Source organism: Edaphobacter sp. (assembly GCF_035532915.1).
GTDB lineage: Bacteria > Acidobacteriota > Terriglobia > Terriglobales > Acidobacteriaceae > Edaphobacter.
Map to the genome: position 1 here is coordinate 1 of NZ_DATKQC010000142.1, position 17198 is coordinate 17198.

12 protein-coding genes are annotated in these 17198 nt (G+C 60.0%); 5 read left to right on the top strand and 7 right to left on the bottom strand.

What is annotated here, in order from left to right; genetic code table 11:
* Positions 1-502 (top strand): PEP-CTERM sorting domain-containing protein (locus VMU57_RS07000; RefSeq protein ID WP_325381917.1); only part of this gene is annotated, 502 nt, incomplete at its 5' end.
* A gap of 374 nt (positions 503-876) precedes the next feature.
* Positions 877-1503 (top strand): PEP-CTERM sorting domain-containing protein, encoded by a 627-nt coding sequence (locus VMU57_RS07005; protein WP_325381918.1) that lies wholly within the window; start codon positions 877-879, stop codon positions 1501-1503.
* A 177-nt stretch (positions 1504-1680) separates the two neighbouring features.
* On the opposite strand, the gene VMU57_RS07010 is transcribed toward VMU57_RS07005, so the two are convergent.
* On the bottom strand, positions 1681-4161 hold the full coding sequence (locus VMU57_RS07010; protein ID WP_325381919.1) for a 2-oxoglutarate dehydrogenase E1 component: 2481 nt from the start codon (positions 4159-4161) through the stop codon (positions 1681-1683).
* A gap of 111 nt (positions 4162-4272) precedes the next feature.
* Positions 4273-5784, bottom strand: a complete 1512-nt coding sequence (locus VMU57_RS07015; protein ID WP_325381920.1) for an altronate dehydratase family protein — start codon at positions 5782-5784, stop codon at positions 4273-4275.
* Positions 5785-6151: 367 nt separating this feature from the next.
* On the opposite strand from VMU57_RS07015, the gene VMU57_RS07020 reads away from it, so the two are divergent.
* The gene (locus VMU57_RS07020; RefSeq protein ID WP_325381921.1) at positions 6152-6943 is read left to right on the top strand and encodes a hypothetical protein; all 792 of its coding nucleotides are present in this window, start codon (positions 6152-6154) and stop codon (positions 6941-6943) included.
* 92 nt (positions 6944-7035) lie between these two features.
* On the opposite strand, the gene VMU57_RS07025 is transcribed toward VMU57_RS07020, so the two are convergent.
* Both VMU57_RS07025 and VMU57_RS07030 read right to left on the bottom strand, forming a co-directional pair.
* Positions 7036-8718 carry an MFS transporter gene (locus VMU57_RS07025; protein WP_325381922.1) on the bottom strand — a complete coding sequence of 561 codons (1683 nt, stop codon included), beginning with the start codon at positions 8716-8718 and terminating at the stop codon, positions 7036-7038.
* Positions 8719-8848: 130 nt separating this feature from the next.
* Positions 8849-10039 (bottom strand): multicopper oxidase domain-containing protein, encoded by a 1191-nt coding sequence (locus VMU57_RS07030; RefSeq protein ID WP_325381923.1) that lies wholly within the window; start codon positions 10037-10039, stop codon positions 8849-8851.
* A 317-nt stretch (positions 10040-10356) separates the two neighbouring features.
* Here VMU57_RS07030 and VMU57_RS07035 point away from each other — a divergent pair, with 317 nt between their 5' ends.
* Both VMU57_RS07035 and VMU57_RS07040 read left to right on the top strand, forming a co-directional pair.
* Entirely contained in the window at positions 10357-10953 is a 597-nt protein-coding gene (locus VMU57_RS07035; RefSeq protein WP_325381924.1) for a PEP-CTERM sorting domain-containing protein, read from the top strand.
* Between the two features lie 287 nt (positions 10954-11240).
* Positions 11241-11843: a PEP-CTERM sorting domain-containing protein gene (locus VMU57_RS07040; protein WP_325381925.1), complete on the top strand. Its 603-nt coding sequence runs from the start codon at positions 11241-11243 to the stop codon at positions 11841-11843.
* 65 nt (positions 11844-11908) lie between these two features.
* Here VMU57_RS07040 and VMU57_RS07045 read toward each other — a convergent pair whose 3' ends face one another.
* From VMU57_RS07045 to VMU57_RS07055, 3 genes are all read right to left on the bottom strand, one after another.
* Positions 11909-15139, bottom strand: a complete 3231-nt coding sequence (locus VMU57_RS07045; protein WP_325381926.1) for a carboxypeptidase-like regulatory domain-containing protein — start codon at positions 15137-15139, stop codon at positions 11909-11911.
* A 144-nt stretch (positions 15140-15283) separates the two neighbouring features.
* Positions 15284-16381, bottom strand: a complete 1098-nt coding sequence (locus VMU57_RS07050) for a YeiH family protein (protein ID WP_325381927.1) — start codon at positions 16379-16381, stop codon at positions 15284-15286.
* Positions 16382-16408: 27 nt separating this feature from the next.
* Entirely contained in the window at positions 16409-16552 is a 144-nt protein-coding gene (locus VMU57_RS07055; protein ID WP_325381928.1) for a hypothetical protein, read from the bottom strand.
* Between the last annotated feature and the right edge of the window lie 646 nt (positions 16553-17198).

Sequence of the window (17198 nt, forward strand, 5' to 3'; positions counted from 1 at the left end):
CCAGGCATCAACTCTGGCCAGCGCCAGCTTCTCCATTGGTTCCTCTGGGATCAATTTTCAAAGTCCACCGTCTGCCTACACTACCGCAGGCTTTCTTAACAATCCAACCTTTAGCAATGAGGTCAATGGCTTCGATCCCACTGGCACGTCAGACAACCTTGAGCTGGTCATCACGGGAAGCTTATTTTTGAACGCTGGTTCTAATAGCCTTGCCGTTGGCCACGACGATGGCGCCGTGCTGAATATCGTCGGTTTCGGTAACGTTGTCGACGCTCCAGGACCTACAAGCTTCTCGAACTCGCCCTTTACTGTCAATGCTGCTTCAGCAGGGATGTATAACTTCACGCTCGAATATGCCGAGTGCTGCGGTCCACCGTCCGATCTGCTATTTACGGTCAACAGCGCGCCTGTGGGAGTAACCCCTGAGCCCAGCAGCATCATCCTGCTTGGCAGCGGCTTGATCGGAATGGCTGGCCTGGTTCGTCGCCGGATGAGCATCTAGCTGCACTGAAACTCTTCTGCCTGCATCTGTCTTCGCTGTTATAGCCGAACGTTTCCACGGAAGGAGGCGTTCGCTATCACAGTTCGAACCCCGTCGCACCGGATCCTTTCAGGCGCTTCCTTTCAGTGGCTTGGAGGTCAAGTCGGTTCTCTGCCCGCTAACGCAAATGCGAATCCTAATTCCTCAATCCTCCGCAGAGAGTTGCACAGTGCCCAACAGATAAAAGCGCAGTTCGTTGCCCGATATTTCCTGCAACTTTTGATAGACCAGGAGATTGCGATCTCGGTCTCTTCAATGAGAGATGGCCATCAACATGCCTTAGTTGTGAGTGCATCAAGGGCTCACAATTCTAAAACTCCACTGATAGAGGCCTCATGAAATTCAAGACACGTATTTTGTTCGCTATCCCTTGCCTGGCAGCCTTCCTCGCTGTGACGGGCGTCGCTCATGCATACACATTCACCGGGTCTGTGTGGGAAAATGCCACCTCCTGGCCCAACTCTCTGCCTGCCAGCACCTCTGCACTGGGCACACCCTCCGCGACATTTAGCGTGGACGGTATCAACTTCAACTCCAATGGTTCGACCGATTACACCATCGGCAGCTTCCTTACCTCTGGCGGCAACACGGTCAGCAACCAGTCGGCAAGCTTTGCAGGCATCGCGGGCGACACGCTGAACAACACCATCTATGAGTTCACCGGTTATACCAACCTCGTTGCCGGACAGACCTACAGCGTCACCCACGATGACGGAGCCATCCTCTATATCGATGGCGTTGCCGTAATCAATGCCGGCGCACCGACCTCGGCTGAGGTCTCCAGCTTTGTCGCAAGCGCCACCGGAACCTTCTCGGTTGACCTCCTCTATGCCGAGGTAAACGGAGCTCCCGCTGTCCTTACCTCCGACCTGGTTGCCACGCCTGAACCCAGCAGCATCATCCTGCTTGGCAGCGGCTTGCTTGGAGTAGCCGGTCTGGTTCGTCGTCGCATGGGCGTCTAGTTTGCCCGTTGCGTCAACGAAGCTAGTATTAAGGTTGAACAGATGGCAGAGCAGCCGAGGCAGGAACAACTTCCTTCCGGCTACTCTGCCATCTTCATTTAATCGGTCGCGATCTTTAAAATAGACAAAATAAAGCCCCACCTCGCGAGAGATGGGGCTTTGTCCAACGAAGAAGAGCTAGGCTCCGAAGGCAAGATCGATCAGAGTCTTCTCTTCCATGTCGTGGGCCTTTGCCGATCCGGTGGCTGGTGTCGCACTCGGGCTGCGCTTTACGCTCAGCACCGCACGGTCGCCAGCAAGACGCCGCAGCAGTGGCATCACATACGACATTGCGCCCATGTTCGCCGGCTCCTCCTGAACCCAGACGATCTCCTCGGCTCCGGGATGCTGGTCGAGAGCTGCCTGCAGCTCTTCCTTTGGCCACGGATAGAGCTGTTCGACAAAGATGATGCCGACGCCCATGTCCTTCCGCTTCGCCCGTTCCATGCGCAGGTTGTGGCCGACCTTGCCGCTGCAGACCAGCAGCCGCCGCGGATTCACCACCTCGTTGTCAGGCAATACATTCTGGAAGCGGTCCTTAGCGAACTCGGCCAGCGATGACGAGGCATCCGGATGCCTCAACATGCTCTTCGGCGTAAACACGATCAGCGGTTTGCGCCACGACCGCATCACCTGGCGCCGCAGCAGATGGAAGTATTGCGCCGCCGTCGATGGCTGGCAGATCTGCATATTGTCGTTCGCCGCCAGTTGCAGATAGCGCTCGATCCGTGCGCTCGAGTGCTCCGGCCCCTGTCCTTCGTAGCCGTGCGGAAGCAGCATTACGATGCCCGAGAGCAGCCCCCACTTCATCTCGCTCGACGCGATGAACTGGTCGATGATGACCTGGGCTCCGTTGGCGAAGTCGCCGAACTGCGCCTCCCAAAGCACCAACGCCTCGGGATAGTCGCGCGCGAAGCCGTACTCGAAGCCAAGCACAGCCGCTTCAGACAATAGCGAGTTGTAGACCTCGAACCGCCCCTGGTCCTTGCTCAGGTGCGACAGCGGCGAGTACTTCACCTCGGTCTCCGTATCAACCATCACCGAGTGGCGTTGGTTGAACGTTCCCCGCTGCGAGTCCTGCCCGGTCAACCGGACCAGCGTACCGGCTTCAAGCAGCGAGGCATACGCCACCAGCTCTGCCATGCCATAGTCGAAGGGCTTCAGTCCCGCCCCCATCTCCGCTCTCTGCTCAAACAGCTTCTTCACCTTGGGATGGATATGGAAGTCGCTCGGATATCTGGTCAGCGCAAGCACCAGCTCATGGATGCGCTCGCTCGAAAGGCCGGTCGAAACTTCGTCTCCCGGCAGCAGTTCGCCGCCCTTGTAGGCGTCCCAGTAGTCGGGCATGGTGCGCAGCAACGGCACATGCTCGGCCTTGGTCGCGGCCTTCTGGTCGTCGAGAAACTCCTGCTGAATCTGCTGCACCTCGGCCGCCGGATCGACGCCGATGCGCTTGGCGTAGATCTGGTAGAGCGGGGCATGGTCCTTGATGATGGCGTAGCGGCGCGGCTGCGTGACTGTAGGATCGTCCACCTCGCTGTGGCCATGTCGACGATAGCCCACCAGGTCGACCACGACGTCGGAGTGAAAGCGGTGCCGGAACTCCGCAGCAAGCGCAGCGATCCTCACCACGGCATCCGGGTCTTCCGCGTTCACATGGAAGATCGGAATCGGCAGGCGCTTGGCAATGTCTGAAGAGAAGCGCGACGAGTTCGACTCTTCGGGAATCGCGGTAAAGCCCAGCAGGTTATTGACGATGACGTGAATGGTGCCGCCGACGTTGTAGCCATGCAGCGTCGCCATGTTCAGCGACTCGGCAAGAATGCCCTGTCCCGCGAAGGCAGCATCGCCGTGAATGATCATGGGAAGCACGGCATCCTTGCCGCCCTTGCCGATACGCTCCTGCTTGGCGCGTGCGCGCCCCAGAACGACCGGATCGACCGCCTCGAGATGGCTGGGATTCGACGCAAGATGCAGCGCGATCACCTTGCCATCCGGAGAACGGTACTCGCCGGTCGCACCGATGTGGTACTTCACGTCGCCGCCGCCCATGGTGCTGCGCGGATCGACGTCTTCAAACTTGGTGAAGATCTCGGTTGCCTTGCGGCCAATCGTGTTGGTCATCACGTTTAGGCGACCGCGATGGCTCATGCCCATCACGCTCTTGGTAACGCCATACCCTGCGCTTACGGCGAGAACGCGATCGAGGAAGGGAATCAGAGCCGTAAGCCCTTCAAGCGAGAAGCGCTTCGTTCCCAGATAGCGCGATTGAATGACCTGCTCGAAGATCTCGGCGCGAATCAGTTGCGTGAGGATGAGCTTCTGGTCCGCCGCGGGAGGCGTCTGCTCCATGCGCTCCTGCAGCCACTGCCGCTGCTCCGGGCTGGGGATGTGCATGAATTCGGCAGCGATGGTGTCGCAATAGAACTTGCGGGCCTCGGCTGCAGCTTCGCCTTCGGGAGCAGGCGTTGGAAAAGGTTCGGGTGGAAGATACTGACCAAGCGGATCGAGGGAGGCTTGAAGATATCCCCAGCGACGGAAGATATCGAAAACTGTTTCACGATCTTGCTGTTCTACTGCGGAAGCCGGTGGGGTCACTACCCCTGCCTTGGTGGCCATTGCGTCCTCACTTCAGGTCTATTCGCGAAAGCGAAAATAACGTACTTCTTTTATGCTAGACCTTTCGGCGGCGCGCCGCATCTACTTCAGCGCATGTTGTGCGATAGCCGACTACAAAGTTGCACTCTGTAACCAGGGTTGAAACTCCTCTTCCCCAAAACCCAACTCTTCGCTCCGTGTCTGCCTGCCCGACGCGGTGGCCAACATCGCGTTAAATATCCTCAATCCAGCTTGTTGCACCGTCTCTTCGCCGTCGATGATGGTGCCGCAGTTGATGTCCATATCGTCGGCCATCCGCTTGTAAAGAGGGGTGTTCGAGGCCAGCTTGATCGACGGGCTGGGCTTGCAGCCGAAGACCGAGCCGCGACCCGTCGTGAAGCAGAGAAGATTTGCCCCGCTGGCGACCTGTCCGGTGGCCGAGACCGGATCGAAGCCGGGGGAGTCCATGAAGACAAGGCCTTTTTTATGAATCGGTTCGGCGTAGCGGTAGACCTCAACCAGATTGGTGGTTCCGCCCTTCGAGATCGCTCCCAGTGACTTTTCGAGGATCGTCGTCAGGCCGCCGGTCTTGTTTCCGGGCTGGGGATTGTTGTCGATGGAGCCCTTGTGCCGAGCGGTGTACTCCTCCCACCAGTGGATGCGCTCGATCAGGCGTGCTGCGACATCGGGGCTGGCGGAGCGTCGGGTCAGCAGGTGCTCCGCGCCATAGATCTCGGGCGTCTCGGAGAGGATGGCCGTGCCTCCGTTCTGGACGAGGAGGTCGACCGCCGCTCCCAGAGCGGGGTTGGCGCTGATGCCGGAGTAGGCGTCCGAGCCGCCGCATTGAAGGCCGACCATCAAATTCGAGGCAGAAACAGTGGCGCGGCTGACCTGGTTGGCTTGCTCCAACATCTCCCGCACTGTAGCGATCCCATTGCGGATGGCCGCGGCAGTGCCGCCCTCCTCCTGAATGGTGCTGGTGCGCAGGTTTGGGGAGCTTCCCGTCAGGGTGATCAGGCTATCGATCTGGTTGGTCTCGCAGCCAAGGCCGAGCAGAAGGACCGAGGCGAAGTTGGGATGGGTGGCATAGCCCGCGAAGACGCGGCGGAGCAGGTCGGCCGGCTCGCCGTGCTCGGCCATGCCGCAGCCGGTTCCGTGGGTGATGGCAACGACACCGTCTACATTCGGATAGGCGCTCAGCACTTCAGCAGTGAAGTGGGCGGCGATACGGCGGGCGACCGTGGCCGAGCAGTTAACTGTAGTCAGAACGCCGACATAGTTCCGCGTGGCTACCCGGCCATCGGACCGCACAATTCCCTGAAAAGTGGCTGCGTGAGCGGGGTCAAGAAGCTCGGTCGAATGAGCTTCGGTGCCGATGGAGTAGTCGCGCTCGAAGTTGCCGGTGATGAGGTTGTGGGTATGAACGTGCTCGCCGACAGCGATGGGATTGGTAGCAAAGCCGATGATTTGATTGAACTTACGGATGGGATGGCCAGCGGGAATGGCGTGCAGGGCGATCTTGTGGCCCGCGGGAATGTCAGACAGCGCTGTGATCTTCAACTCGGGAATAGAGGTATTGGCCTCTAGCGGGTTGAGGGCGACGGCTACGTCGTCCGAGTTGCCGAGGATGAGCATCTTGGGCATGAACTTTTCTTTTCCTCAGCGCGGCGACCGAGAGTGCGCAAAACCGGATAAATGGTAAGACCACAGTCTACTCTATTACAGATAAGCAATCTCCGGAACCAGGATGGCGGTGTTTCTCCGTTGTGCCAACTAAGATGGAAATATGGCGAGTCGGGCTTGGAGAATTCTGCTTCTGGTAGTCGCCCTCGGAGGGTTTGCCGCCGGGTCAAAGGCGCAGAGTCCCTGTAACCGGTATCCTGCTGTTTCTCAGGTTACACCCCACCCCCTAGACCCCCAATGTAACCTGTATCATGCCGTTTCTCGGGTTACATTCGACGCTGCGCCCGAAGCGGAGCAAGCTCGCCCGCTTCCGAATATCCCCCAACTGATGCATGAAGTCGAAGAGCACGAGAGGACAGCAGAGGCGGTTCAAAAGGACTATCTCTACCATGCGGTAGACACGGTTCAGGAGCTGGACGGTCATGGCCGGGTGAAGAAGACCCAGACCCAGGAATTTGACCGGTTCTGGGTGGAAGGCGTCCCTATACAAAAGCTGACAAAGAAGGATGGCAGAGAGCTAAGCGCGCGGGAGCAGGCGAAACAAGACGAACGGATCGACAAGGAAGTTGCCAAGGCCAAGGAGCGGCTGGCGAAGGCCGATGCCAAAGGCAAGCCGACCGATCCGCACGGGAACGATGAGGTCACGGTGTCGCGGCTGCTCGAACTGGGCAGCTTCAGCAACGCCCGCCGCGTGATGCTCAATGGGCGAGAGACGATTGCGGTGGACTATGCGGGAGATCCCAAAGCTAAAACGCGGAACCGGCTGGAGGGTGTGATTCGCGATATGGCGGGAACGGTCTGGGTGGATGAAGAAGACCGCGCCATTGCTAAGCTGGAAGGACATTTTCTGGATACGTTCAAGATCGGCGCGGGGCTGGTGGCGAACATCCAGAAGGGCACGAGCTTTTCGCTGGAGCAGCGCAAGGTGAACGGCGAGGTATGGCTTCCGGTCGAGGCGGATGGGCGGGGAACGGCCCGGATGCTTCTGCTCTTTAAATTCAACGGGACGTTTCGCGAGGTTGATTCGGGATACCGGAAGTTCAAAGTGTCGAGCACGATTCTGCCGGGGATGGGGAAGCCGGTGGAGAGCATACCCCAGGGGCTGAAGCCCCACTTTTAGGAGTGGTCTATAGAGGGCCAAGGCTAAAGCCTTGGCGTACCCAGAAGCCACGGTCACTACAACAAGCAACAGCAACGGCAGCGGCTGGGCTGCTATTCGTTGGGGTGGGTGATCTCTTTGGCGTAGATCTGGTGGGTGGTGCGGGGTGACTCGGGGCCGCGGTGAAGGGAGCGGACGCGGTCGCGGATGGCCTCGTCGGCGGCGGTGACGCGCTCGCGGGAGCGGAGGTAGTCCAGCCATGACTCCATGACGAAGGTCTCGTTGAGGTGCTCGGGGTTGGTGGCTTCGCGGTAGATGCCCCAGCGGATGGCGCCGTCACGGAGCCGGACGCCGCGCAGCTCGTGGATGGCGTGGGTGAACTCGGCGTAGTTCTCGGCAGGGATGTTGTAGTCGATCGAGATGCGGACGGGACCGGCGGAGTCGAGGTCGTCGGCTGGCTCGGAGTCCATGGAGGGGACGGGAATCGGCGCGGGGCGCTTCCACTGGTAGGGAGTGTGGTCGGGCGCGGGGCCTTGCAGGATATGAAAGCGGCTGACGATGGGAAGCGTGATGACGAGTCCCGCGGCGGCCGTGGCGAGGGAGATGGGAGTGGAGGTGTGTTCGGCGAGCGCTCCCCAGAGTACCGAGCCGAGCGCCATGCCGCCCTGGAAGGTCATGAGGTAGGTGCCGAGGGCGCGGGCCTGCACCCAGGCAGGTACGGCGAGCTGGACCGAGGTGTTGAGCGTGGAGAGAGTGCTGGTCCAGGCAAAGCCGGAGAAGATAAGCGCGACAATGATGAGCCAGGGGATGTGGGCGAAGGCGAGGATGAGCAGGGTGACGACGTTGTAGAGGGTCGCGGCGACGATAATGCGGTCGGCGGAGAAGCGGCGTCGGATGCGGGGGAGAGTGGTGGCTCCGACCAGAGCGCCTACGCCGAGCGAGCCGTTAAGGATGCCGTAGCCGAGCGCTCCCTGATGGAGGACGTGGCTGGCGACGACGGCGAGCAGCGCCCAGATGGCGGAGAGGAAGAAGGTGAAGGTAAAGGTGCGGACGAGCGCGGATTGCAGCTCGGGCGAGTAGCGGACGTAGCGCAGGCCGGAACGGATGGAGGCGGCGATGCGCTCGGAGGGAAGCGTGGATTTGAAGAGCGGGATGCGTTTCCAGTTGACCAGCACCCAGATGACAGCGGCGTAGGAGACGGCGTTGAGCAGGAAGACGGAGCCTGCGCCGGTATCGATGTGCTTGAAGGCGGCGACCATGAAGCCGCCGAGCGCAGGGCCGACGGCGCGTGCGAGATTGTTGCTGGCGGAGTTGAGGGAGACGGTGTCGGGGATGAGCTCGCGGGGGACCAGCTCGGGGACGATGGCCTGCCATGCGGGGTTATTCATGGCAGAGCCGATGTTGAGCATGAAGGTGAGTGCGAGCAGTGTCCACGGAGAGACGTAGCCGAGGAAGGTGAGCACGGCGAGGACGCCGACGGAGCCGAGCATCCAGGCCTGCCAGAAGATGAGCAGCTTGCGGCGGTCGAAGATGTCGGCGGTGGCACCGGCGAGCAGGCCGAGGATAAGGACAGGGAGGCTGGCCGCAGTCTGCATCAGCGCGATGAGCAGAGGCGAGGTGGTCAGCGACGTCATGAACCAGGTGCCCGCCGTGTCCTGCATCCAGGTGCCGACGGAGGAGATGGTGCTGGCGATCCAGCGATCGCGGAAGAGCGGGATACGCAGCGGCGCGAAGCCGCTGGGAGTGGGAGCGGCTCCTGCGGTAGCCGGGCCGGTGTTTGGGGTTTCGAAGGGCATGACGCGCTTGGGTTAGTTTACGGATTAATGATGGAATGCGGTTCAGGGTGGCGAGGAAACCCATGTCCCGGAATCGGGACACGGGGCACCCGGCTTTTTGTGCCGGTTGAGATGCGACGAAGACGGGCTCTTAGGGGAGCACCTGGTAGCGCGCCACCATCCCGCGCTCCATGTGGTCGCTCATGTGGCAGTGATACAGCCATATCCCCGGATCATCCGGAACCATGTCCACGGTGCTCATCTGCGCCGGCGAGACAGAGATCACGTCGGTGCGGCTTCCATGGTCCATCACGACGTTTCCGTGCCAGTGCGGCGAGTGAATATTGAATGCGTTCCCCATGGCGACCACGTACCACCGCACGCGTTCGCCTTTCTTCATGGTCATCATCGGCAGGTTGGCATACTGCATCCCGTTGATGGTGAAGCGCAGGTTGGCCCCTGTAAATCCACCGGGCAACGGGAAGTTGTAGAGGCCCTGCCAGTCCATATTTGTCGCGTCGCTCTTCTTTGTTCCTGCGGGGTCGTCCGTATGCCTTCGGATGTTCTCGTCGATGAACCAGCTCTGGTTCTCGTCGAACATCATGAACAGCGTGACGAATTCCTTGTCTACGTCCTTCGGCCTGCCATCGGGCAGCGCCATGCCCCGGCGCGTGACAATGATGGCGCCGATCAAGCCCGAGTTCACATCCATCAGCTCGTTGGCGTGCGAGTGATAGAGCCACACAATCGAACTAGGGTCGTTCGGCCCGGGGCCTGCGCGCTCCGGCACCTCCCATGTGTAGGTGAAGGTGTGGCCGGGCTCGACGTGCCCGCCCTCTTCCTCCTTCGCGCTTCTGCCGTCGTTGTACGCCACGCCTTCCGACGCCTTTTCGTAGAACACGCCGTGCGGGTGCATGCTGTAGGGATGCGTGCCGTTGTTCCTGAACACTACCTTGATGGTGTCGCCGACCTCCGCCCGCAGAACCGGCCCCAGAATTCCCAGGTACTGCTGTGATGGCGGACGCGGCTTCAGCGTCGTGAACGTGGCATCTGTGTATTCCCGGTAGATCGCCTTTTTGTAGACGCGCCCGATGCGGTGCGGGCCGTGCTCCATGAAAAATTTGGCCATGCCTTCCAACGGCATGCCCATCATCTGGTCGATTCCCGTCGGCGCGTAGTCCCAATCTACCTCGTCCGCCGCGACGTAGTAGGTGCGGACCTTCCCGCCTCGGGCAGCACGTTCTTGTGTTGTCTGGGCGGCGGCCGTGGGCAACCAGACGGCAGCAGCGGCAAGAACGATAACGGCCCAGGTGCACGGCAACAGTCCCCAGCGATTTCGCACTCTCAAACTCCTCTTTTCCGGTACTGCATCAAAAAAGGCCCACTGAATTCCGCCGCGCGAACGCGAATTCGCGTCGGGGCCAGAATTTCTTTTCCTGTCAATCTTGAAGGCTCTCAAGTTTATACCCACCTTATCCGCAACAATTCAAACGATTTCATAGGCAGCCCCTTTGCGACAGCCTGCCATTTTCGCCTGCATCGCCACGGCTAAGTTGTTTATATGCAAATACTTGCATTGATTGTGGAACTAAAATTCCTGTTGCGTTGTCCTATCGGCGCATGAGACGGTGGTAGGGCTCTCGGGGAGGGAGCTTCCTCATGCGCATACTTCATCTGTTGACTCTTGTGGCAGTGATCGCAGCTCCGCTTGCACTTCATGCCACTCAGATTACTTACACGGAAACTTTTGTCGGCAGCGGCAGCGTGACAAATGGCAACTTCACGGAGCAATTTTCGAATCAACTCGTCACGCTGACGGGCGTGGGAGATACCGACAATGTGGTCAATCAGTCGAGCGGCCTTTTTATCAATATTGTGCCGACAACATTCAGCGTTGCAGGGGGATTGGGCGGAGCATTTGCCGACGAGATACAGTTTGTTTCCAATCAGGGGCTCGGCGTTGGCGGGGTGGGCGATAACACAACCGACGCGGCTGTTATGTTTACGACAAATTCGGCGTTCAATACGTATGACCTGACGACGGCGTTCGGGCCTGTTACAGGCGCACCGATCTTCAATGCAGGAGCACACTTCGGAACCACGAGCGGGGCGTTCTCGATAGACTCTGCGGGAGACTCGACGTTCCAGGCGACGACCGGCGCCTCCCCGGTTCCGGAACCGTCTTCGCTCATCCTGCTGGGTACTGGAGCGCTGGGTGTTCTGGGTGTGATGAAGCGGAAGCTCCTCGCTGCGTAACGTATGTGAGAATTGAGTCGACTTAATCTGAAAAGCCTCTCCGGCATGGTTCGGAGAGGCTTTTTCAGTGGGTGCAAGGGGAGAGCGTTTTCACCGAGGGTGTGGATGTTGCCCGGTCTAACGCAAGGTAATACAGGGTCGCTTCACTGCGCTTCGTTCGCTCGAGACGACGTGAGGATGTTCCCGTAACCTATTGATGTGCAAAGATTTGCGCATAATGATTTTGATTCTGTGTTAATGGCGACGTGAGAAGTTGAGCGCATAGCCCCTGGGGAGGGGGCTCCTAAATGCGCACACTTTACTTGTTGGCTCTTGCGGCAGCGATTGCGGCTCCGGTTGCACTTCATGCCTCTTCACTTACTTACACGGATACCTTCACGGCCAGTGGCAGCATTGGCGGTACCAGTTTCAACAACGCTGTGGTGACGTTTACAGCTACGGCAGATCCTTCAAGCCTGATCAATGAAGGCGGTGGGATCTTCGCTCTTTCTCCTTCGGCTCCGGTATCTTTCAGCATCGCCGGTGGTGCAAGTGGCGTGTTTACCGACAGCCTTCAGCTCTTTGTCAATCAGTCGAGCAATGCCGCCGGGTTTGGCGACAATACGAACGACTTCGCTCTGCTTTACACCTCGAACCCTGCGTTTGCGGCGTATGAGCTGGGAGCGATTGGGGCGACGTCTGGCTCGTCGATCTTCAACAACTTCGATACCGATCTGGGCGAGGCTGTTTATGGAACGAGTCAAGGTGGTTTCGACCTGACTGCGGCTGGAACCTCTACGTTCTCGGCGGTAGCTGCGTCTCAGGTTCCTGAGCCTTCTTCGCTGGTGCTGCTGGGTACGGGAGCGCTGGGTGCTTTTGGTGTGGTGCGGCGGAAGTTCTCTGCTGCTTAGTGGGTGTGAATGGAAAAGCCTCTCCGGTGAATGCTGGAGAGGCTTTTGTTTGCTGACCAGCTTTTTTAGAAGAGCAGCTTCAGGCCGAATTGGATCTGGCGGGAGCTGGTGGCGGTTGCGGTGATGACGCCTGCGGTGGGGCTGGCGACTACGGCTGCGGTCTGGCTGGCTGTGTTGCCCTGCGTGGGGCCGGAGGAGATGACGACCTCGTTCGGCGTGGCGAAGTTGGTGTGGTTGAGGACGTTGAAGAACTCGGCGCGGAACTCGGCGTGGAGACGCTCGCCGAGCCGGGTGGATTTGTGCAGCGCGAGGTCGAGGTTGGTGAGGTTGGGGCCGACGAGGGTGTCGCGACCGAGGTTGCCGAAGGTTCCATAGGCCGGTGCGCTGAAGGCGGCGGCGTTGAAAAACTGCTTAGGCGTATGCGGGTAGAGATTGCCGTGGAAGTTGGGGTTGATGTTGGGGCGGACCGGGTTGCGGGTGTCTCCGCTGCCGGTGGGGTTGTAGCCGAGCTGCGGCGAGAAAGGGAAGCCGGACTGGATAGCTGCGATGGCGCTCAGCGTCCAGCCGCTGATGGCGCGGTTGGTGAGGCCGTTGAAGTTTGCACCGAAGCGGTGGTCTGCGCCGAAGGGAAGATCGTAAGTGCCGTTGATGGAGGCGAGGTTGCGGATGTCGCTGGCGGAGGGGCCGTAGTCGAGTTTAGGGTTGGCCGGGTACATGGTGAAGGCGGGCGTGTTGGCACTGACGCTGGTGTTCCATGCGGAGCCGTTGTCGAGGTTCTTCGACCAGGTGTAGTTGCCGCGGAGCTGGAAGCCGTTGGCGAAGCTGCGGTGCAGGTCTACCTCGAGGGCGTTGTAGTTGCTGATGCCGCCGGAGATCCATGACGTGGTGTTGGCTACGAGTGGATTGGCCTTCACTGTTGTCGGATAAAAGATGCTTCCGTCGACGGTGGTGGTGACGGGCTCGTTGAGGTCGGCGGAGAGAATCTGATGGTAGCCGTGCGAGCCGACGTAGCCGAGGGTGAGTGAGGTGTTGGGAGCCAGTTGTTGCTCGACGCGGAGGTCCCAGCTTAGGACGGTGGGGGTGTAGATGTCGGTCTGTACGTTGGAGGGCGAGACCAGTGAACTGGCTGAGGGCTTGGTGTTGGCCGTGATGTTGAGGCTGGAGACAGGCACGTTCGAGAGTGAGAGCGTGGTGTTGTACGGAGCGGATTGGTCGAGGCGGTAGTCGAGATTGTCGAGCAGCGAGCGGTGGATGCCGAAGCCTGCGCGGACGGAGGTCTTGCCGTTGCCGCGAACGTCCCACGCGAGGCCGACGCGGGGCTCGGGGAGGAACCTGGCGCGGTTGGTGGTGAGAGCGGAGCTGCCTACGGTTGGCGTGGTGTTGATAATGCCATTGGCGAAGGCGTAGTTGGAGGCGCGCCCCTGAGCTTCGTTCCAGCCGTTGGTGGACTCGAAGCGGAAGCCTGCGCGAACTTCGAGGTGTGGGGTGAAGTGGATAGTGTCTTCAATGTAGCCTGCGCCCAGGATGGAGCGCCAGCCTAGTTCGGTGGGATCTGGGACTACAGAGAAGGTCTTTACCGTGCCCTGAATGAAGGTGGTGAGATTGCCAAAGGAGGCTTGGCCGTACTGGTTTTGAGCGAGGTTGTCGTTTGACTGCAGGCGCTGAATCCAGCCACCGGCTTCGATCTGGTGACGGCCATGGCTCCAGAAGATGTGGTCGTCGAAGGTAAAAAGGTTGCGCGTGGTGGTGTTGTCGGAGCCTACGTTGCCGCCTGCTCCCGTTATTTGCGAAGACCCGTTGGAGGCGGTGCTACCAGCGATGACGATGGCTCCGATGGGCTTGCCTGCCACCCAGCCGGGGACGTCTACTGGCGTTGAGCCGACGAATAAGAAGGACGCGCGGGAGAAGCCGAAGCGTGCGGTGTTGAGAAGCTGTGGCGAGAAGACGTGTTGCTCCTGCGCGCTGAGGACCTGTTCGCGGAGGCTTTCGTTGATGAGAGCGAGCGGGTTTTGCGTGGGCGTGTTAGCGGTTGAGTCGTCGATGGTGTAGGCGCTAAAGAAGAGGTCTTTGGGGCTGATGTTGTAGTCGAAGCGAGTGGTGCCGAAGTCTTCGCGGATGTGCTGCATGGGGCTGGAGAAGGCTTCGGCGATGCCGGTCGGCTTGCCATTGGCGTCGAGCAGCTCAGGGCCGTTCTGTGTGGGCCAGAGGTTAAGCAAAGGCGCGACTCCATTGGCTATGCCGTAGTATTTACGCGGCCCGCTGGGATTGGCGGGGTCGGGAAGGTAGCCCTGCCGCGCCTCAGCGTCGGGCACGAAGGTGACGTCGGAGAGGCCGAGGCTCTGGCGGTAGCCTTCGTAGTTGGCGAAGAGGAGGAGCTTGTCCTTCTTGATGGGGCCGCCGAGCGAGCCGCCGAAGTTGTTGCGCTGGAACTCGGGGATGGTGGCCTGGTCGAAGTAGTTGCGGGCGTCGAGAGCGGAGTTGCGGATGAACTCGTAGGCGGAGCCGTGCAGTCTATTTGTGCCTGAAGCGGTTACGATTGAGATCTGCGCGCCCTGCCGCTTGCCGTAGCTTGCGGAGTAGGTGTCGCTGACGACGTTGAACTCGCGCACGGCGTCGACGCCGAGGAGCTGGCCGCTGGTGCCGCCGGGAGTGACGTTGATGAGCGATGCTCCGGTGTACTCGATGCCGTTGAGGAGAAAGAGATTGTCCTGTGGGCGACGGCCGGAGATGGCGAACATGTTGCCTACAGACGAATTTGAGGTCCCGATGGTGCCGGAGCGCTGGCCGGTGTAGTTGACCACGCCGGGGTTCAGGGTGATGAGCTGATCGTAGCTGCGGCCGTTGAGGGGGAGCTGCTTGATCTGACGCTCGTCGACGAGGCCGGAGCTCTCCTGCGTGGAGGTGTTGACGACGGAGGGCGTGTCCTGCACGGTGACTTGTTGCGCGACGGAATCGAGAGAGAGGCTGAGGTCGACCTGCCGGCTCTGGCCTACGGTGAGTGGGATGTCTGTGCGGTGCGCGGCGCTGAAGCCGGGAAGCTCTGCGGTGATGGTGTACGTGCCCACAGGGATGGAGGGTGCGGAGTAGCGGCCATCGGAGGCTGTGGTGAGATTGCGCTCGTTGCCGGTCTCGTCGTTGTGGACGAGGACTTTTGCGTTGGCGAGGGCCGCGCCGGTGGAGTCGGTGACGGTGCCGGAGATGGTGCCGCCGACGATCTGCGCGCGGGCGTTGATGGCGAGAAAGAGTGCCAGAGTGGTGGCGACGAGAGAGAGCTTCTTCTTGAGGAAGTGATACATGGGGTCTCCGAAAGATATACGAGGGGGCACGCCTCGCTGACTGGTTCAGGTGCGAGGCTGCGCGTTCTTCTTGATGTGATTTATGGGAGCTGGTTCTTGCCTAAGCGCAACAACAGCTTTGGAGGGAGATGCTGAAGCTCGTCGTCATTGGATCGCCCCGAAGTGGTAGCTTGCGTAGACCAGGCCGAGGGTTACGAGTGCGATGAAGATCTCGCCGAGGATGCCGACGACCAGAGGCTGCCAGCCCTGGCCCACGAGGTCTCTCAGGTTGGTGCGAAGACCTACGCCAGCGAAGGCGGGAAGGAAGGCCCAGCGAGAGAGGTTGGAGAGGCTGTTGAGCTGACCGTGGGTGAAGAAGCCTGCGGTGGCGAGAACAGAGATGGCGATGAACCCGAGGACGAACTTGGGGAACTTCTGCCAGAGGAAGAGGGCCTTGTTCTCGACGGCGGCGGCTTGTCCCTTGGAGGCCCAGTAGACGGCGTAGCCGAGGACGACGAAGCCGAGGAAGGACGACCGCGCGGTCTTGGAGAGGACGGCGAAGCGTCCGGCAGTGTCGCCGTAGATGGCTCCGGTGACGGTGGCTTCGGCGGTGTTATCGACGGCGAGTCCGGCCCAGATGCCGTAGGACTGCTGGCTCATGTGCAGGGCGTGGCCGATGGCAGGGAAGGTGAAGAGAGCGATGGCGCCGAGGGTGAGGATGGCGGCCATGGCGGTGGAGGTGTCCTCTTCGCTGGAGTCGATGGCTCCCTGGGTGGCCATGATGGCGGTGACGCCGCAGATGCTGCTGCCGATGGCGAGTAGGCTGGTGAGTTTGGGCGGCAGCTTGAAGATGCGACCGAGCAGCGTCATGACGGAGAGCGAGAGGACCAGTTCGATGGCGACGAGGACGAGGGTCATGCCGCCGATGTGGAAGAGGTCCTGCATGAGAAAGCGTGCGCCGATGAGGACGATGCCGAGTTTGAGCCAGAGCTCGTAGGTGGCTACGCCGGGCTGGAAGATGCGGGCGACGCCGAAGGTGTTGCTGATGACGAGGCCGAGGATGATGGCCCAGAGAACGTACTCAATGTGCGGAAGAGGCCACGCGGGATGCTGGGCATGGAGGACGGCGATGGTGTGCTCGAAGACTTTGCCCAGAAGACCGACGCCGAAGAGCAGCGCCATTCCCGGAACCGTCGCGGCGAAACGCGAGGCAGGGGACGGGGCCGGACCTGCAGTCGGGTTGGGTAAAGTATGGGCGGACATTTTGGGGGCTTAAGAGCAGAGGCCGAGCTAGAAGGGGATGGAGGGAAGGATGTTGAAGCGGATGAGGACAGCGAGTGCAAGGGCGATGGTTACGGCAATGAGATCGACGTTGATGGACAGTCTGCTGGCGGCGTGCGGTGTGACTGGTGTCTGATTCTGCGAGCTTGCCATGATGAAACCTCCTGCATTTCGTTCGGAAAAAGAAAAACCCACGTATCGCGATTTACGCTGATACGTGGGTTCCTGAAGTGTCTAAGCCTGAATTCGTTCTATTCGCTTAGGTAGGGGAATATCCAACGCAGCAGCCATTGCCCATACAACAGAGGCAACAGGTACAAGCTGCGATGTGCATCAATCCCATGAGGTGAGGATAGAGGGTTTGGCTGGCTGCGTCAAGGTTCAGAGAAGAAAATGTGGGACTAGATGTGGGGCTTATTGGCGGTTTAAAGAGGAAACCCACGCAGCGCGGTGGGGGCTGTTGCGTGGGTATTCCGGTAAAGCAACGAAGTGGGTGGACTTCGTTATGACTGACTCAACCCGAAGGGAGTCTTGCCATGTCTCTAAGGTAAGACTTAAGCCAAGGAGAGTCAAGGGTGTATTTAGGTATGGCGGAACTATCTGATTTAGCTGGAGATGATCTCGATTTAGCCCCCTGAGGCCGATTGTGGATTCAGCCCGTTTCAGAGGCGGCAGATGAGCAGTTCGCGCTCGTAGATCATCTCCGGAGGGAGGTGGTCGTGGACGAGCAGGAACAACTCTTCGTGGTCCATCACCTCATGCCTCCACTGGGTGCGGTCGACGGTTTGCAGCTCTTCGA

Bases quoted from the DNA above. Each gene is read 5' to 3' on its own strand.
- VMU57_RS07015 (WP_325381920.1), bottom strand. From the start codon at position 5,784: ATGCCCAAGATGCTCATCCTCGGCAACTCGGACGACGTAGCCGTCGCC.
- VMU57_RS07025 (WP_325381922.1), bottom strand. From the start codon at position 8,718: ATGCCCTTCGAAACCCCAAACACCGGCCCGGCTACCGCAGGAGCCGCT.
- VMU57_RS07005 (WP_325381918.1), top strand. From the start codon at position 877: ATGAAATTCAAGACACGTATTTTGTTCGCTATCCCTTGCCTGGCAGCC.
- VMU57_RS07020 (WP_325381921.1), top strand. From the start codon at position 6,152: ATGCATGAAGTCGAAGAGCACGAGAGGACAGCAGAGGCGGTTCAAAAG.
- VMU57_RS07010 (WP_325381919.1), bottom strand. From the start codon at position 4,161: ATGGCCACCAAGGCAGGGGTAGTGACCCCACCGGCTTCCGCAGTAGAA.
- VMU57_RS07050 (WP_325381927.1), bottom strand. From the start codon at position 16,381: ATGTCCGCCCATACTTTACCCAACCCGACTGCAGGTCCGGCCCCGTCC.
- VMU57_RS07045 (WP_325381926.1), bottom strand. From the start codon at position 15,139: ATGTATCACTTCCTCAAGAAGAAGCTCTCTCTCGTCGCCACCACTCTG.
- VMU57_RS07055 (WP_325381928.1), bottom strand. From the start codon at position 16,552: ATGGCAAGCTCGCAGAATCAGACACCAGTCACACCGCACGCCGCCAGC.
- VMU57_RS07035 (WP_325381924.1), top strand. From the start codon at position 10,357: ATGCGCATACTTCATCTGTTGACTCTTGTGGCAGTGATCGCAGCTCCG.
- VMU57_RS07040 (WP_325381925.1), top strand. From the start codon at position 11,241: ATGCGCACACTTTACTTGTTGGCTCTTGCGGCAGCGATTGCGGCTCCG.